Below are 25,971 nucleotides of genomic sequence, written 5' to 3' on the forward strand. Positions count from 1 at the left end.
GTTCCGGTGTCGGTGGTCCGCCGGCCCGCGGCGCGGGCCGGAGGGCCGGGTGCCTTACATCCCGAGATAGGTGAGCAGCTCGCTGGTGCGAGCCGAGAAGTCGTCGTTGCCGAGGTGCTCGACGACCCTGCCCTGCGCCAGCAGGTAGTGCCGGTCGGCGACGGTCGAGGCGAACCTGACGTTCTGCTCGACGAGCAGGACACCGACACCCTGACTCTTGATCTCGCGGACGATGTCCCCGATGCGCTGCACGATGACCGGGGCCAGACCCTCGCTCGGCTCGTCCAGAAGCAGCAGACGCGACCCCATCCGCAGGACCCTGGCCATCGCGAGCATCTGCTGCTCGCCGCCGGACAGCTTGGTGCCGGCAAAGTCCCGCCGCTCATGCAGCACCGGGAAGAACTCGTAGATCCGGTCGAGCGACCACGCATCCTTGTGGACCACTGGCGGCAGGAGCAGGTTCTCGGCAACCGTGAGGCTCGCGTAGGTCCCGCGGTCATCCGGCACCCAGCCGATGCCCGCGCGGGCCCGGGCGTCGGCCGAGGCCCGGGTGAGGTCTGCCCCGGCGAACCCGACGGTGCCCTGGACCTGTCGGTGCAGGCCCATGACCGAACGGAGCAGTGTCGTCTTGCCGGCGCCGTTGCGCCCGACAAGCGTGACGACCTCGCCTTCGCCGACCTCGATCGACACGTCCGTCAGAGCTCGGGCCTCGCCGTACCACGCCGAGAGGCCGGAGACTCGCAGCATCCCGGTCGTGTGCTCGGCCTTGGCTGCGGTGCCGCCCGACGCGAGCGTCGCGGTGGTCGACTCGTCACTCATGTGCTGCTCCGAGGTATGCCGCGATGACCCGCTCGTCGTTGCGGACCTGGTCGTAGGGCCCCTCGGCCAGGATCTGGCCGGACTGCAGCACGGTGACGTGGTCCGCGAGCGACCCGACGACGTGCATGTTGTGGTCGACGAAGACCACCGTGCGTCCGGTGGCGATCTGCCGCACGAGGGCAATGGTGCGGTCGACGTCCTCGATGCCCATGCCCGCAGTCGGCTCGTCGAGCAGCAGCAGCTTGGGGTCGAGAGCCATCGCGATGGCGAGCTCGAGGGCGCGCTTCTGGCCGTAGGCGAGCGACGAGGCCGGGGCGCCCGCCCGGTCGGCCAGGCCGACCTGCTCGAGCAGGTCCATGGCCCGGTCCTTGAAGACGGCCAGTCGGGTGACGGACCGCCACCACTGGTTTCCCATGCCGGTCGGGCTGGCGAGGGCGAGCTCGAGATGCTCCCGTAGGGTCATCGCGTCGAACAGGCTGGTGATCTGGAAGGATCGCGCGATCCCCAGGGGTGCGATCTGCTCTGGGGCCTTTCCGGTGATGTCGCGCCCGTCGAACAGCACCGAACCGGTCGATGGGGTGAGAAAGCCGGTGAGCAGGTTGAACAGCGTCGTCTTGCCGGCGCCGTTCGGACCGACGAGCGCGTGGACGGTGTCGGCCGTCACCGACAGGTTCACGTCAGCGACGGCGCGGAATCCGCGGAACTCCTTGGTCAGCGACCGAGTCTCCAGCAACGGCGTACCCGCCAAGACGTGCACCTCCTCGTGCTTCGTGCCTCATGTCCCCCTCGACCTCCACGCCAGGAGCGGCGTGGAGTCGGGTCTCGACTTCGGGAAAGCCTAGGGAGGGCAAACCGTCAGAAGACGGGTGGGTCCCACACATCTCGGGCGTGGCTATGGGGGCCCGCCACATGCACGGTCCGGCGACGAGCCGCCGGATCACAGACGGGTCAGGCGCCGGTCACGACCAGGTCACAACCCCGGCGCGACCAGAGGCCCTGCAGTCAGAGGCGGTCGAGGGCGCTCAGGTAGCGCCGAGTCGCGATGGCCTGTGCTGCTCTGGTGAGCGGGCCACCAAGGCGAGCAGGCAGGCTTGCCGGACGGGACACTGCTGCGACAGTGAGCTGGATGGAGCCGTCCGCGCGATGGTCGAGGACGAAGCTCTCCTCGCCGGACTCGGGATGCCCGGGTAGCGTGCCGTAGGAGAACCCCTGACGACTGGGTTCGTCGACGACGGCGACGACCCGGCAAGGAACCTGGAGGGCCAGCCTCCCGACACCGAGGTACATCACGACGACGGTGCCCGGCCGGGCCCGAATGTCGGTGGCCTCGACGCGGAGACCTGCCTTCTCATGCATGCGCCAGCCCATGAGGTCGTCCACGGCGGCTGGGAAGTCGCGTCTTCGCAGGGCCGCCGTGCACTCCAGCCGCCGGTACCCATGCGGCACGGATCCGCCCGCGAGATCGTCCGGCGAGTAGGTCAGCGGCGCAAGGCGCCACTGGGCCGCTCGGTCCTCGTCAAGTCGCTGAACAGACATCAACCCCTCGTGCCGCACCCCCGATGGGAAGCTCAGGCGGCGTAGAGGAGCTGAGCGACGTAGAGCTCGATGCGGTTGCGCGGGTCGAGCGTTAGGCCCGGCAACAGCGGCGGCGCCTGCGAGGCGTACTGGTGCCCCGTGGGAGTGGTCGTGACCACGGTGTGGCCGGGGCGACTGGCCTGTCCGCCGGGTCCTCCCCGGGAGGCTGGTGCTCTCGCGGCCGACCAGCCGGCCAGCTGCTTCAGGTGGTTGCAGCGCACGCACAGCCCCTGGCCGTTGTCCGCGCTGGTCGGCCCTCCCAGGGCGTGATCATGCACGTGGTCGAGGTGCCTCACCGGGGCGTCGCACCATGGCGTCCGGCAGGTCGCCGCGTCCCGTGCGACCAGGTAGCGGCGAAGCCCGCCGTCGAACGTGCGCCGGGCCGAGTCCATCGCTACCAGCTCGGTCCCGCTCGGGTCGCTGTAGAGCCGGCGCAGCCACATCCGGGCCCGAGACCCCTCGACATCGCCGGCTGGATCACGCTCGACGCCTCGACACTCGCCACGGTCAGCACGCATCTCACCGTCAGCACACGTCTCGCCGTCGACGCGCTCGGCACATATCCCACCGTCAGGGCGCGTCTCGCCGTCGGCGCCATCGTCGCCTTCCTCAGACACGGCATCGGCGGACACGGCCGCCGCGGGCACTGCATCGAACGGCAGGGCGCGAGACGAGACGGAGTCGACATCGACGGGGGCGGCGAGCAGCTCCCGCGCCCACCCTGCTGGGACTGTGCCATACCCGTTCAGCTGCGCCGGACGGTCATCACCGGCGAACAACGCCCGGTCCGTCATCACCAGCTGCACCTCGACCGGCACATCCTGCGCCCGCGCCTGCCCGGTCACCCGCATCACCAGCTCATCGGCCATCACCTGACCCTTGCCGCGTACGTCACCGCTGGCCCGGGCCGAGTCCGCCGCCGCGGTCAGCGCCGCGTGCGCTGCCACCGCCTGCGCCACCGGCAGCAAGGCGTTCAGATACGCCATCGTGTCGGGAGCGGGCCGAATCGTGACCCGCCGCTCGGACTGCGCCCGCGCCGTGCGGGCCATAACCGAAGCCGGGTCCAGCTGGTAGGCCACCGCCCGCACCCGACGCGCCAGCTCCCGGTCCCCAAGCAACCCCAGCCGCGCTCCGAGGCGCCCAGCGATCCCCACATCGACCAGGCCTCGGTTCGCCGGATCCAGCTGGGCGGTCTCCCGGGCGATGATCATCGCCCGCCACTCGCTGATCAGCCCCGCCTCCAGCGCCGCCAGCGTGTGCGGCATCTCGCGCACCAGCCGCAGAGCGAACACCACCTGCTGCGAGCCCTGCGTCGGCGACACCCGGCGCGCCAAGGCCACCTGCGCTGACACGCCGTTCCCGCTCACCCGACGCCGCCTTCGGCTCCCTGTCCCGCCCTCCCCCGCGCGGCCCTCGGCCGGCTCGGCGGGCCAGAAGGTGGCCCGGTCCGCCTGCTCCCTAGCCGCGCGCCACCCCTCGAAGTCACCCGCCGCCGAGCATTCCCCGGCCCGCGCTCGCCACGCCTGAGCGGCCTCCGCATGGGAGTCCACGAACGCCGCCGTAACCCGAGCCTGCGCCGCCGCCGCGGCAGCCTTGACCCGCTCCAGCATCCCCAGCTGGTCGACCCGCTCGGCATCATCGACCCGCTCATCCAGTCGGCACAGCGCCTCGACCACGGACCCCAGATCCCCGGTCGTCAGCGCCATGCCATCCTCGAACATGTGTTCGATCCTACTACCTGCCGCAGACACAGCCGAGTCGTCATCCACAGCACGAATCCCTTCGACCCGCAGACAGGTCAAGGGTCCCCGACCGGGAGTGGGGCCGCCCGATGCCGTGGGGCTGGTGTGACGGCGCGCCCACTCGACTGTGAGATGGCGCGGGGCCGTCGGCAGGCGCCGGTCCCCCGACCTGGAGTGGCGCCGCCCGATGCCGCACCGCCCGATGCCGTGGGGCTGGTGTGACGGCGCGCCCACTCGACCGGCCCCCGGCAAGGCGGCTCAGTCGGGCGAGCCGGTCTGGAGGAGGCGGCGGAAGCCGCCCTCGTCGAGCACCGGGATGCCGAGCTCCTCGGCCTTGGCGGCCTTGGTGCCGGCGTTGGCGCCCACGACGACGAAGTCGGTGTTCTTCGACACGGAGCCGGATGCCTTGCCGCCGCGGCTGATGATCGCCTCCTTGGTCTCGTCGCGCGAGAACCCCTCCAGCGATCCGGTGACCACGACGGTCTTGCCCTCGAGGGTGCGCTCCACGGACGCGTCGACCTCGTCCTGCATACGGACCCCCGCCGCGGCCCACTTGCGGACGATCTCGGCATGCCAGTCGACCGCGAACCATGCCGTCACCGCCTCCGCGATGACGCCGCCGACGCCCTCGGCCTCGGCGAGCTCCTCGGTGGTGGCCGAGCGGATCGCGTCCATCGAGCCGAACTGGGTGGCCAGGGCCCGGGCGGCAGTCGGCCCCACGTGGCGGATGGACAGGGCGACCAGGACCCGCCACAGCGGCTGGGTCTTGGCCTTCTCGAGCTCGGTGAGCAGCTTCTCGCCGTTCGCCGACAGCACGCGGCCCTCCACGACCCGGTCAGCGGTGTCGGTCTTCTTCGCCGCCCTGGTGTAGAGGGCCACCGACGACAGGCGCTCGCGCATGACCCCGAACTGTCCCGCCAGCTCGCTGTCCTGCGGCGGCGCGAACAGATCGCCCTCGTCGGTCAGGATGCCGGAGGTCAGCATCGCGACTGCGCCCTCCCAGCCGAGGGCCTCGATGTCGAGCGCCGAACGCGAGGCGAGCGCGAAGATCCGCTCGCGCAGCTGGCTCGGGCAGGACCGGGAGTTGGGGCAGCGGATGTCCTTGTCGCCCTCTTTCTCGGGCGCCAGCGGGGTGCCGCACGCGGGGCACTCGGTCGGCATGACGAACGGACGCTCGGTGCCGTCGCGCAGGTCGACGACCGGGCCGACGATCTCGGGGATGACGTCTCCGGCCTTGCGGAGCACCACCGTGTCACCGATGAGCACGCCCTTGCGCTCGACCTCGTAGGCGTTGTGCAGCGTGGCGTTCTCGACGGTGGAGCCGGCCACGACGACGGGCTTCATGACGCCGTACGGCGTGACCCGCCCGGTGCGCCCGACGTTGACGCGGATGTCGAGCAGCTTGGTGTTGACCTCCTCGGGCGGGTACTTGAACGCGATCGCCCAGCGCGGCGCCCGCGAGGTTGCGCCGAGCTGGCGTTGCAGGGCCACCTCGTCGACCTTGACGACGATGCCGTCGATCTCGTGCAGGCCGTCGTGGCGGTGCTCCCCGTGGTAGGTCACGAACTCCTCGACCGCCTTGATGTCGTCGAGGACGCGCACCTTGTCGGAGGTCGGCAGCCCCCACTCGTGCAGCGCGGCATACGCCTCGCTCTGGCGCTCGATGTCGAACCCGCGGCGCGCCCCGATGCCGTGCACCAGCATCTGGAGCTGCCGGGTGGCGGTGACCTTGGGGTCCTTCTGCCGCAGCGATCCGGCGGCGGCGTTGCGCGGGTTGGCGAACGGCGCCTTCCCTGCGTCGACCAGGCTCGCGTTGAGGTCGGCGAACGCCGCCGTCGGGAAGAACACCTCGCCGCGGATCTCGACCAGATCCGGCACGCCGTCGCCGGCGAGGCGGTCAGGGATTCCGCGGATCGTCCGGACGTTGTTGGTGACGTCCTCGCCCGTCCGGCCGTCGCCGCGGGTGAGAGCGCGCGTGAGGCGCCCCTTCTCGTACAGCAGGTTGATCGCCAGCCCGTCGATCTTGAGCTCGGTGAGGAAGTGCGCACCCGTGCCGACGTCGCGCTCGACGCGGTCCGCCCAGGCCTCGAGCTCCTCGAACGAGAAGGCGTTGTCGAGACTGAGCATGCGCTCGACGTGGTCGACGGTCTGGAAACCCGTCGCGAACGAAGCCCCGCCGACGTTCTGCGTCGGGCTCTCCGGCGTGCGCATCGAGGGAAACTCCTCCTCGATCGCGTTGAGGCGGCGCATGATCTGGTCGTACTCGCCGTCGCTGATCGTCGGCGCATCCTTGACGTGGTAGGCGAACTGGGCCGCTGACGCCTGCTCGGCGAGGTCGGTCCACTCCTGGTGGATCTCGGTGGGCACCTCGTCGGTGATCGGGGCTGGACCGGTCGCCGGGGTGGTCGCTGGGGCTGCGGTGCCTGTGGTCTCGCTCACCCGCTCATCCTGCCAGCCGGCGCCGACAGGCGGCGGGGTGCGGCGCAGGTCACGCCGGTCCGGCGACCTGGCTCGCTGCACCCTCTGTTCACGACCGGACCGACCGGTAACAATGGGCGCGACCACGCGTTGCAAAGGAGCTTCGATGTCAAACCTCGCCACCAACCTCGCCGCGACCGCGTCCAGGATCCCGGACAAGGTCGGCATCAAGCTCGACCAGATCGAGGTCACGTGGTCGACCCTGCACCAGGCCGCGGCCAAGGTCGCCGGCCAGCTGCGGGCAGCGGGTCTCGAGCCCGGCGACCGCGTGTCCCTCATCCTTCCCAACGTGCCGGCATACCCCGTGACGTTCTACGGTGTCCTGCTGGCGGGCGGCGTTGTCGTGCCGATGAACCCGCTCCTGAAGGCCGGCGAGATCCAGTACTATTTCGAAGACAGCGGTGCCCGGTTCAGCTTCGTCTGGCCCGACTTCGCCGAGGAGGCCGGCAAGGCGGCCGCCGAGACGGGGACGAGGATCGTGGTGTGCGGCCCGATGGGCCCCGCCGACGGTCAGTTCGACGCGGCCGAGTCTGCGGGTGAGCCGGTCCTCGACCCGGTCGCCCGGGCAGACGACGAGACTGCCGTGATCCTCTACACCAGTGGTACGACGGGCAAGCCGAAGGGTGCCGAGCTGACGCACTTCAACCTGCACCAGAACGCCCACCGGTCCGCCGACGACATCATGGAGATGACCGAGGACGACGTCATCATGGGGTGCCTCCCGCTGTTCCACGTCTTCGGGCTCACCTGCGGCCTCAACACCTCGGTGCAGCGGGGCTGCACGTTGACGCTGATCCCGCGGTTCGACCCGGCCAAGGCGATCGAGGTCATCGGACGCGACCGCGTGACGATCTTCCAGGGCGTGCCCACGATGTATGCCGCGATCCTCAACCACCCCGATGCCGAGGGCGCCGACACCTCGAGCCTGCGCACGTGCGTGTCGGGTGGGTCGGCGATGCCCGAGGCCGTGATGCGGGCGTTCGAGGCGAAGTTCGGCTGCCAGATCCTCGAGGGCTACGGCCTGTCCGAGACCTCACCGGTCGCCTCTTTCAACATGCCCGACCGGCCGACCAAGCCGGGAACGATCGGCCGCGCCATCCCCGGGTGCGAGATGAAGCTGGTCGACCTCGACGGCAACGAGACGGCATCGGGCGAGATCGGCGAGATCGCGATCCGCGGGGAGAACATCATGAAGGGCTACTGGAACCGGCCCGAGGCCACCAAGGAGGCCATTCCCGACGGGTGGTTCCGAAGCGGCGACCTCGCGACCGTCGACGAGGACGGCTACTACACGATCGTCGACCGCAAGAAGGACATGATCATCCGCGGCGGCCTCAACGTGTACCCCCGCGAGGTCGAAGAGGTGCTCTACACCCACCCCGACGTCCTCGAAGCGGCTGTCGTCGGCGTCCCGGACGACCTCATGGGCGAGGAGGTCGGCGCGGCAGTCGTGTTCCGGCCCGGGTCGACCGCGACGCTTGACGACGTGCAGGCGTTCGTCAAGGACCGGATCGCGGCATACAAGTACCCCCGCCGGCTCTGGACCCTCGGCGAGCTGCCGAAGGGACCGACCGGCAAGATCCTGCGCCGGGAGGTCCGCCCACAGGGGTGAGCCAGCCCGGAAGGCCTTGAGGCCAAAGGGGCTCGGCACGTGGCCCTCAGGCCAGCAGCGTGAGCCCTCGTGGCAGCCCTTCCACCGCAACGGCGCCGTCGAGGCCCACGGTGACGGTGACGGCCGCTCCGGCGATCCGTAGCCCGCTGACCCGGAGCGGTCCGAACGGCATCGAAGCCGGCGGCCGCAGCGTCACCGTCCCGGCAGGGACGTCGACGCTGAGCCCGAGCGCCACCGTCAGCATCGCCACAGCCGAGGCAGCAGCCCAGGCCTGGGGACGGCACGACGCCGGGTAGGGCGCCGGGAGCCCGAGCGGGCCGGCGTCGGCGAAGAGCTCGGGCAGGCGGTAGCCGACCGCCTCCCCCAGGTCGACCATTCGCGAGACGACCTGTCCCGCAAGGTCGCCGTGGCCCTCGCGGGCGAGGCCGAGCGCGCAGATCGCGGTGTCGTGCACCCAGACCGAGCCGGTGTGGTAGCCGATCGGGTTGAAGCCTCCGTTGTCGGTGGCGAGGGTCGCGATGCCGTAGCGGCCCAGCATGGTCGGGCCGGTGAGCACGCCGGCGACCTGATCGGCCTCGACGGGCTCGAGGACCCCGGTGCCGAGCACGTGACCCATGTTGGACCCGACGCCGTCGACCGGTGCGCCACGGCCGTCGATCGCCATCGCCAGCAGGCGCCGCCCGTCCACATCGACCCAGAAGCGGTCACGAATCCGTGCGGCGAGTGAGTCCCCCCACGCCACAAGGGAGTCCGCGAGCTCCGCGTCGTCGTCGGCACCCACCGCGCGCAGCAGCACCGCTGCCGCGCGGGCGGCCTCCACGGCATACGCCTGTGCCTCCACGAGCGCGATGGGTGCATCGGCGACCCGCCCGTCACGGAAGCGCATGGAGTCGCCGGAGTCCTTCCAGCCCTGGTTGACGAGCCCATGGCCGCTCTCGTCGACGTACTTGACCAGGCCGTCGGCGTCGGGGGCGGCGAGCTCGGTGAGCCACCGCCCAGCGGCCCGAAGGGCCGGGACCAGGTCGCGCACCTCCGCCTCCGGCAGGCCCCACCTCCAGGCGTCGTGGAGCAGTGAGATCCACAGTGCCGTCGCGTCGACGGTGCCGTAGTACACGGGCGGTAGGGCAAAGCCCACGGCGTCGTCGACGTATGCCGTCCGCCGCAGCTCGTGGGGAATCTTGCCCGGCGCTTCGGCCGTGTCGACGTCGACCCGGACGCCCTGCCGCCTGGCGAGGGCTCGGAGCGTGCCCCCGGCGAGCTCGGTGCCCAACGGCAGCGCCATGCGTGCCGCCCAGATCGAGTCGCGCCCGAAGAGAGTGAGATACCAAGGGGTTCCGGCGCCGACGAAGATGTCGTCGGGGTTGCTCGGGTCGGTGAGGAGCAGGCTGCGCAGGTCGGCGAGCGACGTCGCGACGACCTTTCCGAGCCGCGGGTCACCCGCGTCGACCCGGACGGCCTCGTCCCAGTGGACCGTGTGCGAGCCGGCCTCGGCGGGGAACTCCGACGGCTCCGTGCGGCGCGCGGTCACGGTCAGGCCGACCTCGGCCGGCTGCTCGGGACGAAGGTCGAGGGAGTAGGTGGCCACGAGCCGCCCCGGTGTGAGCTCGATCCGGTCCGGGACGCTCGTGAACGCTGCGTGGCCCGCGAGGCGGCTGGTCCGCCAGCTCGCGGAACTCCTCCCCACGAGTGTCAGGTCGACGGGTGGTGGTGCGGCCACACCCGCCTTGACTCGCCCGATGTCGGCGCCGTCGGCGGCCAGCGTCACGGTGAGGTCGGCATGCACCGGTCCGCTCGCGCGGGAGACGACCACGACCCGCTCGGTCAGCTCGTTGCCACGGACGCGCCGGACGCGGTGGACCTCGACGGTCGGGTCCGGGCCGGTGTCGCCGAGGTGCCGCGCCGAGGCGAGGAACTCGCTACGGGACCCGCGGCTGGCGCCAGCCACGTGGACGAGATCGCCCTCGCCCAGCGCCACGACGAGGACCGACAGGACCCGCTCGTCGTCGACGAAGAACCCCTGCGCGCCGTCGGCACGAATCGACCCGTCGGCATCGCTCAGCACCGTCCCGTTGCCGTCGACGCAGATGGCGAGGTCATGCAGCCAGGGCTGGTAGGCCCGCGGCTCACGCTCGTGTCCCGAGTCGTGAACCGAGCCGGGCTCCGCCTCCGGACCGGTCTCCGGGCTCGCGTCACGGCTGGTCCCGGCGGCCGTGTCCTGGTGCATGTCTTCTCCCTCGTCCGAGCTGCCGCTACGGTGCTGCTCCCCCAAAGAGCCCGGGCCGAGCGCACTCGGCCAGGACGCGGTTCGGGCACGATCCGAGCCCTTCAGGGTGCCTGCCCTTGACAGGCTCGGTGTCGAGGCAACAGTATCCGCATGTGCGTATGAACGTTCAAATTTGGCGGTTTGAACGTTCCACTTCGAGAGTCAGGCGTCAAGGGTGACCTCCGAACCTCCCGCGAACCAGCGGGTCACGATCAACGACGTGGCGACCGCAGCCGCCGTGTCGCGCCAGACCGTGAGCAATGCCGTCAACGCACCCGACAAGGTGGCGCCGACCACGCTCAAGCGGGTCCTCGCCGAGATCGAGCGCCTCGGCTTCCGCCCCAGCCGGGCGGCGAAGAACCTGAAGCAGGAGCGTGCCGGCGCCGTCGGGATCGAGCTCAACTCGCTCGGGTTCGGCCGCCTCGGCGCGGTCCTCGACACGTTCCTCGTCGAGCTGACGACCCGGTCTCGTCTGCACGACGCGTACGTCGTCCCGTTCACCGCAAAGGACCCGGCCAGCCCGCTCGCCGCCTACGAGGACCTCGTCGCGAGCCGGATCGCCGACGGGTTCGTGCTCACCGACACCAGGCATGACGACCCGCGCCCCGCCTGGCTCGCGCAGCGTCGCATCCCCTTCGCTGCCTTCGGGCGGGTGTGGGACGACCCCGGGGTGACGACGTGGGTCGACGTCGACGGCGCCGCCGGTGTCGAGGCTGCCGTGCGTCACCTCGTGGAACGCGGCTTCGAACGCATCGGGTGGCTCGGCTGGCCCGTCGGATCTCCGGTCGGGGACGACCGCCAGTCGGGCTGGGCACGCACCACCGAGCTGCTGGGTGTGGCGCACCCCGAGTGGCAGGCTCACGCCGAGCAGCAGCTCGACGCCGCCGCTGCAGCGGCAGCCCCTCTCATCGATGCCCTGGGTCGCGGCGGTGCCCTCGTCTGCGCGTCCGACGCGCTCGCTGTCGGGGCGTGGAAGGTCCTCCTCGAGCGTGGACTCAACCCGGGCACCGACTTCGGCCTCGTCGGCTTCGACGACACCGACCTCGCTCCCGCCATCGGCCTGACCACACTGCGCCAGCCCCTGGCGGATGTCGCCGACACCGTCCTTCACATGCTCGGGTCGGGTACGTCGACCCAGGCTGCGTCGACCCACGGTGTCCTGCTCACCCCCCAGCTGGTCGTCCGGGCCAGCTCAACCCCCGCGGGCGACCGCAACTCCCACCCGAAAGAGAAGTGACATGAGAGCACCCACATCACGCGGAGTCGCCGCGCTTGCCGTCGCCGCCGCCGGAAGCCTTGTCCTCGCAGCCTGTGGTGGCGGCGGGTTCAGCGGCGGTGGCCAGACCGCCGCGCAGAACACCTCGAAAGGTCCGGTCAAGCTGACCGTCATGATCGGCAGCTCCGGCGACGCGGAGACGAACGCGGTCAAGGAGGCCACGCAGGCGTGGGCCACGAAGACCGGCAACACCGTCGAGGTCATCGCCGCGTCGGACCTCGGCCAGCAGCTCGGTCAGGCCTTCGCGTCGACGAGCCCGCCCGACGTCTTCTACACCGACGCGTCGAAGGTCGGCACCTTCGCCAAGGCCGGCAACCTCTACGCCTATGGTGACCAGGTCAAGGACGCCGGCTTCCTGCCCGCCCTCGTCGATGCCTTCACCTACGACGGCAAGTTCTACTGCGCCCCGAAGGACTACTCAACCCTTGCCCTCCAGATCAACCCCGACCTGTGGTCCAAGGCGGGACTGACCGATGCCGACATCCCCAAGGACTGGGCCGGGCTGGAGGCGGTCGCGAAGAAGCTGACCTCGGGCAGCGTCACCGGCCTCGTCATCGGCAACGACATCAACCGCGGCGGGGCCTTCATCAAGCAGGCCGGCGGCTGGATCGTGTCGCCCGACGGCAAGACGATGACGGCTACGAGCGAGCCCGCCAAGGCCGGCCTGGCCGAGGTCCAGAAGATGATGAAGGAGGGCTCTCTCAAGTTCATGACCGACACCAAGCCGGCGACCGGCTGGGGCGGCGAAGCACTCGGCAAGGGCGTCGCGGCCATGACGATCGAGGGCAACTGGATCAGCGGGGCCAAGAAGGACTTCCCCAACCTCAAGTACAAGACCGTCGAGCTGCCCGCTGGCCCGGGCGGCAAGGGAACGCTGCTGTTCAGCAACTGCTGGGGCATCGCCGCCAAGTCGCCGAACCAGGCCCAGGCCGTCGATCTCGTGAAGTCGCTCATCTCGACCGACCAGCAGATGAAGTTCGCGGACGCCTTCGGCGTCATGCCTTCGACGCAGGAGGGAGCGACCCAGTTCGCCTCCAAGTACCCCGACTCGGCGGCGTTCGTCGCCGGCGGCCAGTACGCCCAACCCCCGGTGAACCTCCCCGGCTTCGACGAGGTCATGTCCAAGTTCAACTCGCAGCTCGCGACGATGGGCAAGGGCGGCGACCCGAACGCCTGGCTCGAGGAGCTGCAGAAGAACGGCACCGCCGCCATGGCCGGCAACGGCTGATCCCGGCCGCCCCGGGCCCTCCGCCCCACGCCGCCCCCGGCCGACACACCGCGGCCACACGACCAACCCTCCCCCGGGGCGGGTGGCGCCCCACCCCCTGCGAGCCCCGGCTCGCTCGGCGCCACCCGCCCACCCTTCGCGACGCCCGGCGTCGCCACCCAGCTGCGGAAGGAGCGCGCGATGCCCATCACGCGAAGGCGGGCCAGCGGCATACGGGGCCGCGAACGGTCTGGCAGGAGAACGCGAGGAGGCATCCGCGGACGCGAGGGTGCGGCCGGCTGGCTGTTCGTGTCTCCCATGATCGTCATCCTGGGGCTGTTCCTGGCACTCCCGGTCGTCATGGCGTTCTGGGTCAGCCTCACCAGCTGGCAGGGCAACACCGACCCGATCACCGGGTCGCCGTTCGTGGGCGTGCAGAACTACAGCGACCTGTTCACCCGTGACGGGCTCACCCGCAGCAACTTCATGCAGTCCCTCGGCAACACGTTCTACTACGTCCTGCTCGTGGTGCCGCTGCAGACCGCCCTGGCCCTGACGCTCGCGTTGCTCGTCAACGCGAAGGTGCTCAGGGGCCGCGGCTTCTTCCGCACCGCCTTCTACTTCCCGTCCGTGACCAGCTCGATCGCGATCGCGACGGTGTTCCTCTTCCTCTTCTCGAGCACCGGAGTGGTCAACGCCTTCCTCGGGTTCTTCGGCATCGACGGCCCGCAGTGGTTCAGCGACGACCGGGGCCTGTTGCACCTGGGACTCAACGCGGTCGGCATCGACAACCCGTCCTGGGCGCAGGCCGACGTCCTCGGCCGGAGCGTCTGGGACTGGCTCTCGGGGCCGTCCGTGGCGATGTGCGTCATCATCATCCTCGTCGTCTGGACGACGGCGGGCACGTTCATGCTCATGTTCATCGCCGCCCTGCAGGGCCTGCCCGAGGACGTCGACGAGGCCGCCGCGCTGGACGGTGCGTCCGGCTGGCAGAAGCTGCGCTACGTCACCCTCCCGATGATCAAGCCGGCGCTCTTCCTCGTCATCACCCTCGGGCTCATCGGCACCTGGCAGGTCTTCGACCAGATCTACGTCATGGGCAAGGGCGCCCCGTCCGGAACGACCCTCAGCCCGGCATACCTCTCGTACCAGCAGAGCTTCGGCAACTTCAAGTACGGGTCCGGCGCCGCCATGGCGTTCGTCGTCTTCCTCATCATCGTGGTCATGACGCGGATCCAGCGCCACGTGCTGACCGACAAGGACGAACGCCGCCCACGGTTCCGACTCGGAGGCCGCAAGTGAACCGCTCCAGCCCAGGCAAGACCATCGCGCTCTACGCAGTGCTGGCCCTGTTCGCGCTGCTGTTCATCTACCCGTTCCTCATCCAGATCGCCACGTCGTTCAAGACCGACCCCGACGCAACGGCCAACCCGCTCTCGCTCGTGCCCAACCCCTTCGACCTCTCGACGTGGAAGCGGATGCTCGGCCTCAGCGACGACTCCGCCGTCCCGGTGACCACCTGGGTGAGGAACTCCGTCCTCGTCACGCTCGTCGTCACGGCGTGCCGGGTCTTCTTCGACTCGCTCGCGGGCTACGCCCTCTCCCGGCTGCGTTTCCGTGGGCGCACGGCGCTGTTCGCAGGCCTGCTGGCGATCATGAGCGTGCCCGGAGTCGCGCTGCTGATCCCGAAGTTCCTCATGGTCAACTACCTCGGCATCTACGACACCTATGCCGGCATGATCCTGCCGCTCATCATCGACGCGGCCGGGATCTTCATCATGAAACAGTTCTTCGACTCGGTGCCCGTCTCGATCGAGGAGGCGGCGCGCATGGACGGGGCGAGCATCTTCCGAACCTTCTGGTCGGTCGTGCTGCCGATGGCCAAGCCCGCGCTGATCACCCTGACGATCCTGTCGTTCCAGGGGTCGTGGAACGAGTTCAGCCACTTCCTGGTGGTCACCCGGGGCACTCCCGAGCACCAGACGCTCGTCACTGGCCTCGCGAGCCTCGCAAGCGGGCAGCTCGGGGCCGGCAGCCAGTTCCCGCTCAAGCTCGGCATGGCACTGCTCACGACGATCCCCGTCGCGATCCTCTTCTTCACCCTCCAGCGCTACTTCGTGCGGGGCGCGAACGAAGGCAGCGTCAAGGGCTGACACATGCTGCATCCGGCACGACACGCCAGCGCTCGCATGCGCCTGCCGTTTTGGAGTATTGGCCCGACATCGGTGACACTTGTGCCAGGTGTCTATCGACGTGCCGCACCCCACACGCCACAGGGGCGACCCGGCCGCGCGTCCGCGAAGGGTTACGAGTGAAGTTGAGCATCCGTTCCGCCGCAGTCTCGGGCGTGGCCGTCCTGGCCATGCTGGGCCTGACCGCGTGCAACGCGGCGGCCACCGCCGACAACGGCCGCCCGGGCGTAAGCTCGGCCGCCGACCCGGGCGGGAGCGACTCGCCGAGCGCGACCCCGACGACGTCGCCGGTCGTCTACAAGACGACGCCGGCGAACCACGCCTCCGACGTGACGGTCGACACCCGAGTCACGGCCACGGCCGAGAAGGGCACGCTGACCAAGGCCTCGCTCTCCTACAAGAGCAAGAAGGGCAACACGATCAAGGTCGGCGGCACCCTCGACAACGGCACGTGGACCGCCGGCGACCTGCTCGAGCCCGGCGTCAAGTACACCCTCGCCCTGGAGGCGACGGACGCGGACGGCAAGTCCACCGAGACCACCCAGACCTTCCGCACCGAGGACCTGACGCTCGACGACCAGGTGTACGTCACCCTCTCGCCGCGCGACGGTGGCACCGTCGGCATCGGTATGCCGGTCGTGGCCCGCTTCGACCTGCCGGTCGTGGACAAGGCGACCTTCGAGAAGCACATGCTCGTGACCACCCAGCCCGCCCAGCAGGGCTCGTGGTACTGGCTGTCGTCGCGAGAGGCCCACTGGCGCCCGAAGGCGTACTGGAAGGCCGGCACCAAGGTGCACGTCGAGGCCGACCTCAACGGCGTGCCCGCAGGGGGTGGCCGCTACGGCCAGATGACCCGCACCTCCGACTTCACGATCGGGCGCGCGCTGGTGGCCAAGGTCAACCTGAAGACCGACCAGATGGACGTCTACATCAACGGCAAGTTCACCAAGCGCATCCCGGTCACCGGCGGGCGTCCGGGCTTCATCACGCGCTCGGGCGTCAAGGTCATCGTGGACAAGGTCACCAACATCACCATGCGCGCCGAGACGATCGGCCTCAAGGTGGGCGACCCCGGCTACTACCCGGACACGCCGGTCAAGTACGCCATGCGCGTGACCAACTCGGGTGAGTTCCTCCATTCGGCACCGTGGTCCGTTGCCGACCAGGGGCACCGCAACGTCAGCCACGGCTGCACCGGTATGAGCGACGCCAACGGCAAGTGGATGTACGACCACACCATGATCGGTGACGTCGTCGTGACGACCGGAACCACCAGGTCGATGGAGCTGGGCAACGGCTACGGCGACTGGAACCTCAGCTGGTCCACGTGGACGTCAGGCTCGGCGCTCTGACCTGACAGTCCGAGGGTCCGCTCAGTCGACACTTCGCTCGTCGAGCTCGGTCGCGGTCTCGACCGCGGCACGCTGCACCGCGCGGGCAACGTCCGGCCGCGCGGTGGCCAGGCCACAGGCCGGCGTCACCACGACGTCCGCCAGGGAGGCGAGCGGCATACCGATGCGCCGCCACGCCTCGACGACGCGGTCGGCCAGGGCCTGCGCCCGGGTGAGCGAGCCGTCCGTGGGCACGGCGCCGGCGTACAGCCGTATGCCGTCCTCGACCGCGACGGCGACCCCTTCCCAGCCGCGCGGGCGCAGCAGGGAGGTGTCGATGGACAGCCCTGCGGCACCGATCGATCGCAGCAGAGGCAGCGGAGGCTCGGCCGCGCAGCAGTGCACGATGGTCGCGCCGTCGTGCGCGTCGAGCACGGTGCGCAGCCCGGACGCGGCGACCTGCGGGTCGAGACTGGGCAGGCGCCCGAAGCCCGAGGCCGTCGGGAGCCGACCGTCGAGGACCGTGGGCAGCGACGGCTCGTCGACCTGGAGCAGGATCTCGGCGCCTGGGACGAGACGGCTCACGGCGGCGACGTGGACGCGGATGCCCTCGGCCAGGGACTCGACGAGGTCGCGGCTGGCTCCCTCGTCGACGATGACCCGCTCGCCTCGCTGGAGCCAGACGTTGGCAGCGAGCGTCCACGGGCCGACCACCTGGAGCTTGAGCGGCCCGGTGTGTCCGTCGAACGCCTCCGCCAGCTCGTCCAGGTCCTCACGCAGCAGGGCCGCGGTCCGGGCGGCGTCCCGTCCGGGCCGGTCGACGAAGCGCCAGCCGACGGGCTGGAGGTCGACCGGGAGCTCGACGAGCAGACCCGCCGAGCGACCGACCATGTCGGCTCCGGGGCCACGCGCGGGCAGCTCGGGCAGGTAGGGCAGGTGCCCGTCGAGCAGCTCGCGCACCTGGCCCAGGGCGTCGCGGACTGAGGTGCCGGGCCAGGAGCCGATGCCGGTCGCGAGAGTCACCGGCCCAGCCTAGGTGCAGCTCCGGCTACGCTGGCGCGATGCCGCTGGAGCGTGCCGACTTCTCGAGCCCGGGCGACCTGCGGTCGATGCAGGAGATGTGCTCGCGGCTCTGGACCCCGCGGGCGAGGTTCCACCCCGGCCAGCTCGCCTGGAGCCGGTACTCCCAGCCCGTCGACCCGGACCGGCCCGCCGAGGGTGAGGCGATCAGCCTGTGGCGCCGCGACGGCGTCGTCGTCGGGTTCGGCTGGGCCGAGGCGCCGGACTGGCTCGAGCTGCAGGTCGACCCGGCCTTCCCCGGTGTGGCAGAGGCGGTCGTGGACTGGTTCGAGGAGCTCAGTGACGCGGACACCCAGTCGGTCCACGTCATGGTGGACGACGTGGCGGAGCCGGCGCTGGCGGCGGCCGGATTCAGCCCGGAGCCCGACGGCCCCCACTTCGACCACCATCTGCTCGACCTGGCCGACCTGGCCGACCTGACGGACGTGACCACGCTCCCGGCCGGAGCCGGCTACCGGTTCCGGACCGTGGACGCGTCCGAGGCTGCCGAACGGGCCGTCGTGCACGCCGAGTCGTGGGGCGACTTCGGACCGTCGCGGGTCAGCCCGGCGGCATACGCCCGGCTCATGACGGCCTGGCCCTACCGGCACGACCTCGACTGGGTCGCGGTCGACGAAAGCGGTGCCATGGTGGCCTCCGCGCTGGTCTGGCTCGACCCGGCGACCTCGGTGTGCCTCGTCGAGCCGGTCGGCTGCGTGCCCGAGCATCGCGGCCGCGGCCTGGCCGCTTCCGTCACGCTCGCAGCGCTGCATCGGGCCCGAGAGCTGGGTGCCACCATCGCCCAGGTGACCCCGCGCGGCGACGACGCCTACCCCGGCCCGAGGCGCCTCTACCAGTCGCTCGGGTTCCGTCCCCGAGCGCGAACCGTCACGTGGACGCGCTCCCTGTCCTGACGGCGCCGCGCTCCAGCCTGCTCGCGGCGATCGTCGCGGACCCGACCACCCGCGTGCCGTCGTAGAGCACGACGGACTGGCCCGGGGCGACGCCCCGGATGCGGGAGTCCAGGCGCACCTCGACCTTCGCATCGGCGCCGTCACCATCGGCCCACGCCGTCGCGGGGAACTCCTCACCATGGGCGCGGACCTGAGCGCCGACCCGCACGACTCCCTTCGGTGCCGGCCCGCACCAGCGGGCGTGGTCGCCGGTCAGAGCGTCGACGCCGAGCAGGTCAGCCGTCCCGACGACCACCTGGTTCGAGCTCGGCCGCACCTCGACGACGTAGCGCGGCTGCCCGTCCGGAGCAGGTCGGTGCAGGCCCAGGCCCTTGCGCTGCCCGACGGTGTAGGCGAAGGCACCGTCGTGACGCCCCACCACCTGGCCGTCCGTGTCGACGATCTCGCCGGGCGCCTCGCCGAGCTCGCGCGTGAGCCAGCCCCGGGTGTCACCGTCGGCGATGAAGCAGATGTCGTGGCTGTCCGGCTTCCTGGCGACGTAGAAGCCGCGCTCCGCGGCCTCCTCACGGATCTGCGGCTTGGTCGTGTCACCGAGCGGGAAGAACGACCGCGCCAGCTGCTCCTCGTCGAGGACGCCGAGCACGTAGCTCTGGTCCTTGGCCGCGTCGACCGCCCGGTGCAGCTCCCGGCGCACTCCCCCGGCACCGTCGGGCACCTGACGCACCTGGGCGTAGTGACCCGTCGCGACGGCGTCGAAACCGAGCGCGACGGCCTTGTCGAGCAGCGCGGCGAACTTGATCTTCTCGTTGCACCGCAAGCACGGGTTGGGGGTGCGCCCGGCGGCATACTCCCGTGTGAAGTCCTCGACCACATCACGCTTGAAGCGGGCAGCCATGTCCCAGACGTAGAACGGGATGCCGAGCACGTCGGCCACCCGGCGGGCGTCTCCGGCGTCCTCGATGGTGCAGCAGCCTCGGGCCGACTCGCGCAAGGTCGCCGCGCTCTGGCTCAGCGCGAGGTGCACGCCCACGACCTCGTGACCGGCGTCGACCATGCGGGCGGCGGCCACGGCAGAGTCGACGCCGCCACTCATGGCGGCGACGACCCTCACGACGCGGTCACCTCGCGCGCCCGGCGAGCCCGCTCGATGGCGGCAGGCAGCGCGTCGATGAAGGCGTCGACGTCCTCGGACGTCGACGTGTGGCCGAGCGTGACGCGAAGCGCACCGCGGGCCTCGCTCTCCGCGATGCCCATCGCGAGCAGGACATGGCTCGGCTGCGGCACGCCGGCCTGGCAGGCAGACCCGGTCGAGCAGGACACGCCCGCAGCGTCGAGCAGGTAGAGCAACGAGTCGCCGTCACAGCCCGGGACGAGCAGGTGGGCATTGCCCGGCAGGCGCCGCGCAGCATCGCCGCGCTGCCAGAACCCGGTGGGTCGAATGTCGGGCGACACGGCCATGGCGCGCTCGATGAGGTCGTCGCGCAACGAAACGAGGCGGCTCGCCTCGGAGGCCATCGACTCGAAGGCGGCGGTCAGGGCCGTGGCGAAGCCGACGATGGCCGGGGCGTCGAGAGTGCCCGAGCGGACCTGGCGCTCCTGACCCCCGCCGTGCGTGAGCGGGACCAGACGCGCTGCGCGCCGGGCTACCAGTGCGCCCACCCCGATCGGGCCGCCGAGCTTGTGCGCAGTGACCGACATCAGGTCGGCCCCGCTCTGCGTGAAGTCGACCGGGAGGTGGCCGACCGCCTGCACCGCATCCGTGTGGAACGGCACGTCGAACTCGTGAGCCACCTCGGCGATGGCGCGGATGTCCTGGACCGTGCCCACCTCGTTGTTGGCCCACATGACCGACACCAGGGCGACCGACTCGGGCTCCTGCTCGATGGCGCGGCGAACCGTCTCCGGCTCGACCAGGCCCTCCGGGGTGCACTCCAGCCACGTCACCTTGGCGCCTTCGTGCGCGACGAGGAAGTCGACGCAGTCGAGTACGGCGTGGTGCTCCGTCGCGCCGACGAGCAGGCGCACGCGCGCCGGGTCGCGGTCGCGTCGAGCCCAGAAGGTGCCCTTGACCGCAAGGTTGTCGGACTCCGTGCCACCGGAGGTGAAGATGATCTCGGACGGGCGCGCGCCGAGGCACTTGGCGATGCTCTCGCGCGACTCCTCGACGGCACGCCGGGCCGCTCGCCCCGTGCGGTGCAGCGACGACGGGTTGCCCACGATCGCCAGCTGCTTCGTCATGGCCGCGAGCGCCGCCGGAAGCATCGGCGTGGTCGCCGCGTGGTCGAGGTAGGCAGTCACCCACTGATTCTAGGGCGCTGCGCGCACGACCCTGGACTCCGCGGGACCGAGGCGCCGCACGCAGGGAGGCTCTGCCGTGGCGCTTCATGGACGGAGGCGCCGGGAGAGCCCCGGCGCCTCCGTCCGACCTACCCGGGCCTCACGGCCCGCGGTCGGTCACCTCACGGGCTGACCGACTGGACCACGACGTCTCCGGACCCCACGACCGAGCCTGTGCTGGTAGCCACCAGGACCTGGCCGATGAGCGTCCGCCCCTCTGCCGGCACGGCGTTGGCGGTGACCTGGCCGGGAACCGTCCAGGCCGTCGCCGAGGGTCGTAGGGCGTTCGCGTCCGTAACGCTCACCGCGCCGAAGGCCGGGTTGGAGAACACGTCGACGTAGTTGTACGTCGTGGTGCCCGCCGGCACGGCGAAGCCGTCCACCAGGACCACCCACGCGCCGGCGGCCGGGTTGGCGATCGTCACGGACTCCTCGCTGTCACCGTCGGCGCTCTGGCCGGCGAGGACGCAGGTCCCGGAGGTGCAGTTGAACACGAACAGGTCGAGGTCTGCGGCCGGATCGGAGGTTCCGCCGATCGTCGCCCGCAGCGACGAGCTTCCCGGGGCCACCGTCACGCCGTAGGTCTTCTGCTCATGGTTGGCGATCGTCTCGACGTTGCGGAACGCGCTGCCCAGAGTGCTTCCGACGAGCCTCCCGGTGAACGGGCCGAAGAGGTTCGTGGCCGTGTACGACCTGGCCACGGGGACCCCGACCGTCGCGGACGCGATGACGTCAGGGTTCGGCGAGACCAAGGCGCCGAGGATGGACGTCGTCAGCGTGTACGGCACGGCGTCGGCGTCCGAGGTGCGCCGGACCTCGACCGTCACCTCCCACACACCGGCCTGTGGGTTGGCCACAGTCCGGCTGGTCGCCGGCCCCACGCCGCAGTTCTGCGAGCAGCCGGGCACCGGCGGGTTGTAGGCGTTCGGCGTCTGGTTGCTGTCGATGCTCACGCCGTACGGGTGGACCCGCAGGAAGCGGATCTGGCCCGCGCCGGCGGTGGCGCCGCCACCAGCGAGGTCGACCTTGAGGGCCGGCACCCCGGCAGGAACGTTGACGAAGGTGCTCACCGTCTGGTTGCGGTAGGCGGTGCCCGCCGTCGTCACGGTGTATCCGTCCGCTGCTGTGAACTGCCGGGCCGCGATGACGGTGTTGAGGGTCTGGGCCTCGACACCGGCGATCGTGGGGTCATCGAGGTTGAGGATCGCCGAGTGCGCCCCCGGCGTCGCCGGGTTCACCGAGACCGGGAAGGTCACCGTGGCGTTGAGCGGGAGTGCCACCGAGCCGGCCGAGGAGAAGGTCCCGTCGTTGCCGACCCAGGTGACGGCATACGTCTTGGTGCCGCCACCGCCACTCGTGCGCGTGAACGTGTAGCTGCGGGTGAACGAGTCGCCCGCCTTGACGCCTTCGCGGTCGAAGATGCCCTGCCCGATCCCGGGGGTCGCGAGGAACCCGCTGAGGACGGTGTTCACCGGCACCGACGAGCTGATGTCGACGGTCTTGGCGTTCGTCTTGAGCACATCCCACGCGCTCGAGACGTTGACCAGGCCGTTGCCCTGCTCGTACGCGCCATACCCCGCGATGAACCTGGCGCTCGAGTTCATCGCCTTGCGCAGCTGCTCGGGCTGGTGCTGGACGCCGGTCTGCTTGGCCGCAGACACGAGCAGAGCGGCAGCGCCGGCGGCCTGCGGCGAGGCCATCGAGGTGCCGTTGAACATCGCGTAGCCGACGGCGCACACGTAGGGCAGGCACTGCCCGGCCTGGCCCTGCCAGGTCGGGATCGTCGAGACGGCCGAGCCCGGCGCGATGACCTGCGGCTTGAAACCGCCGTCCTCACGCGGGCCGCGCGACGAGAACGGGTGCAGGCCCTCGGCCTGGCTGGAGTCGGAGCCGTAGTTGCTCTGCCACGTCTCGCGCGTGATGTACGACCCGACGCTCATGACCTTGGATGCGACGGCGGGGTCACCGATGGTGTTGACACCGGGCCCGTCGTTGCCCGCCGAGAAGAACATCTGGACGTCGCTCTGCGTGATGAGCTTGTCGTAGAGCGCGGCTCGCGCGTTGTTGCCGTCGTTGAGGGCGGGCAGTCCGCCGATCGACATGTTGATCACGTCGACGTTGGCCGTCTTGGCGGCGTAGATCATCCCTTCCAGGAGTGCATGGGACGTGCATCCTGCGATGAAGAGGCACACCCGGACGGAGACGATCTTGGCTCCCGGGGCCGCACCCGTCATCGCGCCACCGAACATGCCGTTCGCTGCCGTGATGCCTGCGACGTGAGACCCGTGGGCGGCCGAGACGATGCCGATGTTCACGGCCTTGTTCTTGCCGTCGGTCTGGACGACGAACGGCAGCTGTTCGACGACCGGCGTCGCGGGATTGTCTGTGCCGAACGTTCCGATGTCGCGCGCCTGCCTGTAGTCGCGCATCGCGGGCTCGTCGGCGAAGGACGAGTTCTGGTTGCTGTCGACCCAGACGGTGCCGGCCTTGGCATCCCAGAGGACCGCGAAAACGCCCGAGGAGCCCGCCGGGTTGCCGTCCCGGTTCACGTCGTTCCCGAGCTCGCCGCCGAGCCGCGGGTCGCGCTCGTTGAAGACGCCGAAGCGGTATGCCGCCGTGCCGGGTGCCGTGTACGTGACGTTGCCGATGGAGAAGCTGGCGCCAGACACCTGGGTGTTCATGGCGATCCAGGTCGGGTCGTTGTCGTCGTTCACCCCGTTCGTGAAGGTCGGGGCGGTCATCGTCACCCAGTCGACGATCTTGCGCTCGCCGGTGGTGGTCGTCTGGAGGGCCGGGTTGCCGAGGTCCACGCCCGAGTCGATGATGCCGATCGTCGTGCCGCGGCCGTCCCAGGTCGGGTGGGCCTGCACGAACTGGGCGGCGCCGGTGTCGCCGATGGGCATGTACGGGTTGACCAACGGGGTCGCCGGGCCGGGTGCCGGCTGGGAGGTCGGGGGCACCTGGCCGTCGGGCCGCGGATCCTCGAGCGGGATCACCTCGTCGACGTCCACCGCCTCCACTCCGCCGACCGACGGGACGGCGTAGGCCCGATCGGTCGCGATCGTGACGCGGAGGTACCCGAGGGCGTCGTCGCGGTATCCGACCTGCCCACCGAGTGCGGCGATGGATGCGGCGGCCTTCGCGGTGGCCGTCGGGGTGGTCGACACGATCAGGGTGACGGTCTTGGCACCGTTCGCCTTCGCCTGGGCGACGAGCTCCCGGTCATGCTTGCCCAACCCGTCGTCACCCGGTCCTCCCGGGCCCGGCGCTGCCCCGGCCGACGAGGCGAGGGTTGCCAGGGCGATCGCTGCCGCTCCCGCGGCAGCCACGAGGCCGCGCATTCGAAACGTCGAGGTCATTGGCTTCCTTTCAGCGCTGTGGAGCCCCCGCGGGCCTCCCTGCCCACTCCCAGCGTCGAGTGTGCTCGCCCTGGGAACTTCCTGAGAGCGAATTGCCGATAGTCGTCGGTGCGCCGACCGCGGAGCCGGTGCCGGTGCCCCATCGGCGGGGCCGCTCGACCTAAGATCGGGCCCATGAGCGGCAGGCACGAGAGCACGGGACGGAGCCGGTTGCGCGCACCGGCTCTCCATCGCGCCATCGCCGCGCTCGCGTGCCCGGTCGTCGGCTACTTCGTCGCGCGCCTGCTGCTGCGCTACGTGCACACCCTGCCGGTGACGCCGACGTATGCCGTGTGCCTGGGGGTCGCGCTCGTGCTCGCCGTGCGCGCGTGGCGGGCCCGGATCGACCTCGGCACCAAGACGCTCAAGGTGCACAACACGCTCATCACCCGGCGGCTCGAGCGGCAGGACGTCAAGCGGGTCTCCGACACCGGGCGCATCGAGTGGCTGGCGGGTCAGCGGCGACCGATGCGCCTGCCCTCGGAGGCGCTGCACGGGCCGTGGTGGACGTTCGGCACCGGCCGCGCCAGCTACGCCTCCAACAGGGCGCGGCTCGCCTCCTGGCAGCGCACCTCCCCGCGGGTCGACGTCGAGGCCCCGCCGGCGGAGCCGGCCGCCTGAGACTCCACCCGACCTGATCGGTACGCGGACTGCGGCACCGACCATGCGGCATACCCGGCGTTGCGGCCAGCAACCCGCGAAGGGCCCCGCAACCCGCGACATGACAGAAGGCCGGCCCGCAAGAGCGGACCGGCCTTCTGAGGTTGGTCGCCGGTCAGCCCTTGGCGGCCTTGATCGCCTCGGTCGCCTGCGGCAGCACGTTGAACAGGTCGCCGACGACGCCGAAGTCGACGAGCTCGAAGATCGGCGCCTCGTTGTCCTTGTTGACCGCGACGATCGTCTTGGACGTCTGCATGCCCGCCCGGTGCTGGATCGCGCCGGAGATGCCGCACGCGACGTACAGCTGCGGGCTGACCTGCTTGCCGGTCTGGCCGACCTGCGAGGTGTGGGGGTACCACCCCGCGTCGACGGCCGCGCGGGAGGCGCCGACGGCGGCACCGAGCGAGTCCGCGAACTCCTCGACCTTGGAGAAGTCGCCGCCCGTGCCACGCCCGCCCGAGACGACGATGGCGGCCTCGGTGAGCTCCGGCCGGCCCGTGGCCTGCTTGGGCTTGGACTCGACGATCCGAGCGGCCTTGGCGGCGTCCGACGGCGTGAAGTCGACCACCTCGTCGGCGGCGGCCGCAGGTGCCTCCTCGGGCGTGGCCGAGTTGGGCTTGACGGCTATCACCGGCGTGCCCTTGGTCACGATCGCCTCGACCGTGTACGAGCCGGCGAACACCGACTGCGTCGTCGCGACGCCACCATCGGCAGCCTGCACGTCGACCGCATCGGTGATGAGGCCGGAGTCGGTCTTGACCGCCAAGCGAGCCGCGATCTCCTTGCCCTCCGGGGATGCCGACAGCAGCACGGCGGCCGGGGACGTCGCTCCGACGAGCTGGGCGAGCAGCTCGGCCTGCGGGACGACGAGGTGCTCGAGCACCTCGGGGGTCTCGACGCGGTAGACCTTCTCGGCGCCGAACCGCGCCAGAGTGTCCTTGGCGGCGTCGAACCCGGCACCGACGAGGACCGCCGACGGCTCGCCGATACGCCGCGCGATGGTGAGCAGCTCGGACGTCGTCTTGCGGACCTTGCCGTCGACATGGTCCACGAGGACGAGAACTTCAGCCATGTTCGTGAATCTCCTTTGCTGGCTGGCGAATCAGAC

The 25,971-nt window shown here is 70.6% G+C and carries 19 protein-coding genes; 8 read left to right on the forward strand and 11 right to left on the reverse strand.

Annotation, left to right across the window (positions count from 1 at the left end):
- Positions 1-54: 54 nt before the first annotated feature.
- The 5 genes from ACWEOW_RS07965 to ligA all read right to left on the reverse strand — a co-directional run bounded on the left by ACWEOW_RS07965 (position 55) and on the right by ligA (position 6,575).
- Entirely contained in the window at positions 55-819 is a 765-nt protein-coding gene (locus ACWEOW_RS07965; protein ID WP_452268639.1) for an ABC transporter ATP-binding protein, read from the reverse strand.
- Positions 812-1,567: an ABC transporter ATP-binding protein gene (locus tag ACWEOW_RS07970; protein ID WP_452268640.1), complete on the reverse strand. Its 756-nt coding sequence runs from the start codon at positions 1,565-1,567 to the stop codon at positions 812-814. The genes ACWEOW_RS07965 and ACWEOW_RS07970 overlap by 8 nt, the downstream gene beginning before the upstream one ends.
- A gap of 254 nt (positions 1,568-1,821) precedes the next feature.
- Positions 1,822-2,355: a DUF1990 family protein gene (locus tag ACWEOW_RS07975; RefSeq protein ID WP_452268641.1), complete on the reverse strand. Its 534-nt coding sequence runs from the start codon at positions 2,353-2,355 to the stop codon at positions 1,822-1,824.
- Between the two features lie 32 nt (positions 2,356-2,387).
- Positions 2,388-4,115, reverse strand: coding sequence for a DUF222 domain-containing protein (locus tag ACWEOW_RS07980; protein ID WP_452268642.1), 1,728 nt, complete (start codon positions 4,113-4,115; stop codon positions 2,388-2,390).
- 279 nt (positions 4,116-4,394) lie between these two features.
- Positions 4,395-6,575 (reverse strand): NAD-dependent DNA ligase LigA, encoded by a 2,181-nt coding sequence (gene ligA / locus ACWEOW_RS07985; protein WP_452268643.1) that lies wholly within the window; start codon positions 6,573-6,575, stop codon positions 4,395-4,397.
- Positions 6,576-6,720: 145 nt separating this feature from the next.
- Between ligA and ACWEOW_RS07990 the strand changes: the two genes are divergently transcribed.
- On the forward strand, positions 6,721-8,226 hold the full coding sequence (locus ACWEOW_RS07990; RefSeq protein ID WP_452268644.1) for a long-chain-fatty-acid--CoA ligase: 1,506 nt from the start codon (positions 6,721-6,723) through the stop codon (positions 8,224-8,226).
- Positions 8,227-8,272: 46 nt separating this feature from the next.
- On the opposite strand, the gene ACWEOW_RS07995 is transcribed toward ACWEOW_RS07990, so the two are convergent.
- On the reverse strand, positions 8,273-10,450 hold the full coding sequence (locus tag ACWEOW_RS07995) for a glycogen debranching N-terminal domain-containing protein (protein WP_452268645.1): 2,178 nt from the start codon (positions 10,448-10,450) through the stop codon (positions 8,273-8,275).
- A 214-nt stretch (positions 10,451-10,664) separates the two neighbouring features.
- Here ACWEOW_RS07995 and ACWEOW_RS08000 point away from each other — a divergent pair, with 214 nt between their 5' ends.
- The 5 genes from ACWEOW_RS08000 (at position 10,665) to ACWEOW_RS08020 (ending at position 16,516) form a co-directional block, all read left to right on the forward strand.
- A complete protein-coding gene (locus ACWEOW_RS08000; protein ID WP_452268646.1) occupies positions 10,665-11,726 on the forward strand; it encodes a substrate-binding domain-containing protein in 1,062 nt (353 codons plus the stop codon).
- 1 nt (position 11,727) lies between these two features.
- Complete coding sequence (locus tag ACWEOW_RS08005; protein WP_452268647.1) at positions 11,728-12,993, forward strand: sugar ABC transporter substrate-binding protein; 1,266 nt, start codon at positions 11,728-11,730, stop codon at positions 12,991-12,993.
- A gap of 180 nt (positions 12,994-13,173) precedes the next feature.
- Positions 13,174-14,274, forward strand: coding sequence for a carbohydrate ABC transporter permease (locus ACWEOW_RS08010; RefSeq protein WP_452268648.1), 1,101 nt, complete (start codon positions 13,174-13,176; stop codon positions 14,272-14,274).
- Complete coding sequence (locus ACWEOW_RS08015; protein ID WP_452268649.1) at positions 14,271-15,125, forward strand: carbohydrate ABC transporter permease; 855 nt, start codon at positions 14,271-14,273, stop codon at positions 15,123-15,125. Before ACWEOW_RS08010 ends, ACWEOW_RS08015 begins: the two co-directional genes overlap by 4 nt.
- A 158-nt stretch (positions 15,126-15,283) precedes the next feature.
- Complete coding sequence (locus tag ACWEOW_RS08020) at positions 15,284-16,516, forward strand: Ig-like domain-containing protein (protein WP_452268650.1); 1,233 nt, start codon at positions 15,284-15,286, stop codon at positions 16,514-16,516.
- Positions 16,517-16,537: 21 nt separating this feature from the next.
- Here the strand turns inward: ACWEOW_RS08020 and ACWEOW_RS08025 are convergent, their stop codons facing one another.
- Entirely contained in the window at positions 16,538-17,518 is a 981-nt protein-coding gene (locus ACWEOW_RS08025) for a methionine synthase (protein ID WP_452268651.1), read from the reverse strand.
- Between the two features lie 38 nt (positions 17,519-17,556).
- On the opposite strand from ACWEOW_RS08025, the gene ACWEOW_RS08030 reads away from it, so the two are divergent.
- Complete coding sequence (locus tag ACWEOW_RS08030; protein ID WP_452268652.1) at positions 17,557-18,468, forward strand: GNAT family N-acetyltransferase; 912 nt, start codon at positions 17,557-17,559, stop codon at positions 18,466-18,468.
- On the opposite strand, the gene mnmA is transcribed toward ACWEOW_RS08030, so the two are convergent.
- The 3 genes from mnmA to ACWEOW_RS08045 all read right to left on the reverse strand — a co-directional run bounded on the left by mnmA (position 18,443) and on the right by ACWEOW_RS08045 (position 24,164).
- Positions 18,443-19,579, reverse strand: coding sequence for a tRNA 2-thiouridine(34) synthase MnmA (mnmA, locus tag ACWEOW_RS08035; protein ID WP_452268653.1), 1,137 nt, complete (start codon positions 19,577-19,579; stop codon positions 18,443-18,445). The genes ACWEOW_RS08030 and mnmA overlap by 26 nt on opposite strands.
- Positions 19,576-20,766 (reverse strand): cysteine desulfurase family protein, encoded by a 1,191-nt coding sequence (locus tag ACWEOW_RS08040; RefSeq protein ID WP_452268654.1) that lies wholly within the window; start codon positions 20,764-20,766, stop codon positions 19,576-19,578. Before ACWEOW_RS08040 ends, mnmA begins: the two co-directional genes overlap by 4 nt.
- 161 nt (positions 20,767-20,927) lie before the next feature.
- On the reverse strand, positions 20,928-24,164 hold the full coding sequence (locus ACWEOW_RS08045; protein WP_452268655.1) for a S8 family serine peptidase: 3,237 nt from the start codon (positions 24,162-24,164) through the stop codon (positions 20,928-20,930).
- Positions 24,165-24,338: 174 nt separating this feature from the next.
- Here ACWEOW_RS08045 and ACWEOW_RS08050 point away from each other — a divergent pair, with 174 nt between their 5' ends.
- Positions 24,339-24,824, forward strand: a complete 486-nt coding sequence (locus ACWEOW_RS08050) for a hypothetical protein (RefSeq protein ID WP_452268656.1) — start codon at positions 24,339-24,341, stop codon at positions 24,822-24,824.
- 154 nt (positions 24,825-24,978) lie between these two features.
- Here ACWEOW_RS08050 and ACWEOW_RS08055 read toward each other — a convergent pair whose 3' ends face one another.
- Complete coding sequence (locus ACWEOW_RS08055; RefSeq protein WP_452268657.1) at positions 24,979-25,935, reverse strand: electron transfer flavoprotein subunit alpha/FixB family protein; 957 nt, start codon at positions 25,933-25,935, stop codon at positions 24,979-24,981.
- Positions 25,936-25,971 lie beyond the last annotated feature (36 nt).

The sequence above is a fragment of the Monashia sp. NPDC004114 genome (assembly GCF_053603855.1).

What these genes read in the sequence shown, in the direction of transcription:
- ACWEOW_RS08010 (WP_452268648.1), top strand. Translation starts at nt 13,174, where the DNA reads ATGCCCATCACGCGAAGGCGGGCCAGCGGCATACGGGGCCGCGAACGG.
- ACWEOW_RS07965 (WP_452268639.1), bottom strand. Translation starts at nt 819, where the DNA reads ATGAGTGACGAGTCGACCACCGCGACGCTCGCGTCGGGCGGCACCGCA.
- ACWEOW_RS08005 (WP_452268647.1), top strand. Translation starts at nt 11,728, where the DNA reads ATGAGAGCACCCACATCACGCGGAGTCGCCGCGCTTGCCGTCGCCGCC.
- ACWEOW_RS08050 (WP_452268656.1), top strand. Translation starts at nt 24,339, where the DNA reads ATGAGCGGCAGGCACGAGAGCACGGGACGGAGCCGGTTGCGCGCACCG.
- ACWEOW_RS07995 (WP_452268645.1), bottom strand. Translation starts at nt 10,450, where the DNA reads ATGCACCAGGACACGGCCGCCGGGACCAGCCGTGACGCGAGCCCGGAG.
- ACWEOW_RS07975 (WP_452268641.1), bottom strand. Translation starts at nt 2,355, where the DNA reads ATGTCTGTTCAGCGACTTGACGAGGACCGAGCGGCCCAGTGGCGCCTT.
- ACWEOW_RS08055 (WP_452268657.1), bottom strand. Translation starts at nt 25,935, where the DNA reads ATGGCTGAAGTTCTCGTCCTCGTGGACCATGTCGACGGCAAGGTCCGC.
- ACWEOW_RS08045 (WP_452268655.1), bottom strand. Translation starts at nt 24,164, where the DNA reads ATGACCTCGACGTTTCGAATGCGCGGCCTCGTGGCTGCCGCGGGAGCG.
- ACWEOW_RS07990 (WP_452268644.1), top strand. Translation starts at nt 6,721, where the DNA reads ATGTCAAACCTCGCCACCAACCTCGCCGCGACCGCGTCCAGGATCCCG.
- ACWEOW_RS07980 (WP_452268642.1), bottom strand. Translation starts at nt 4,115, where the DNA reads ATGTTCGAGGATGGCATGGCGCTGACGACCGGGGATCTGGGGTCCGTG.
- ACWEOW_RS08030 (WP_452268652.1), top strand. Translation starts at nt 17,557, where the DNA reads ATGCCGCTGGAGCGTGCCGACTTCTCGAGCCCGGGCGACCTGCGGTCG.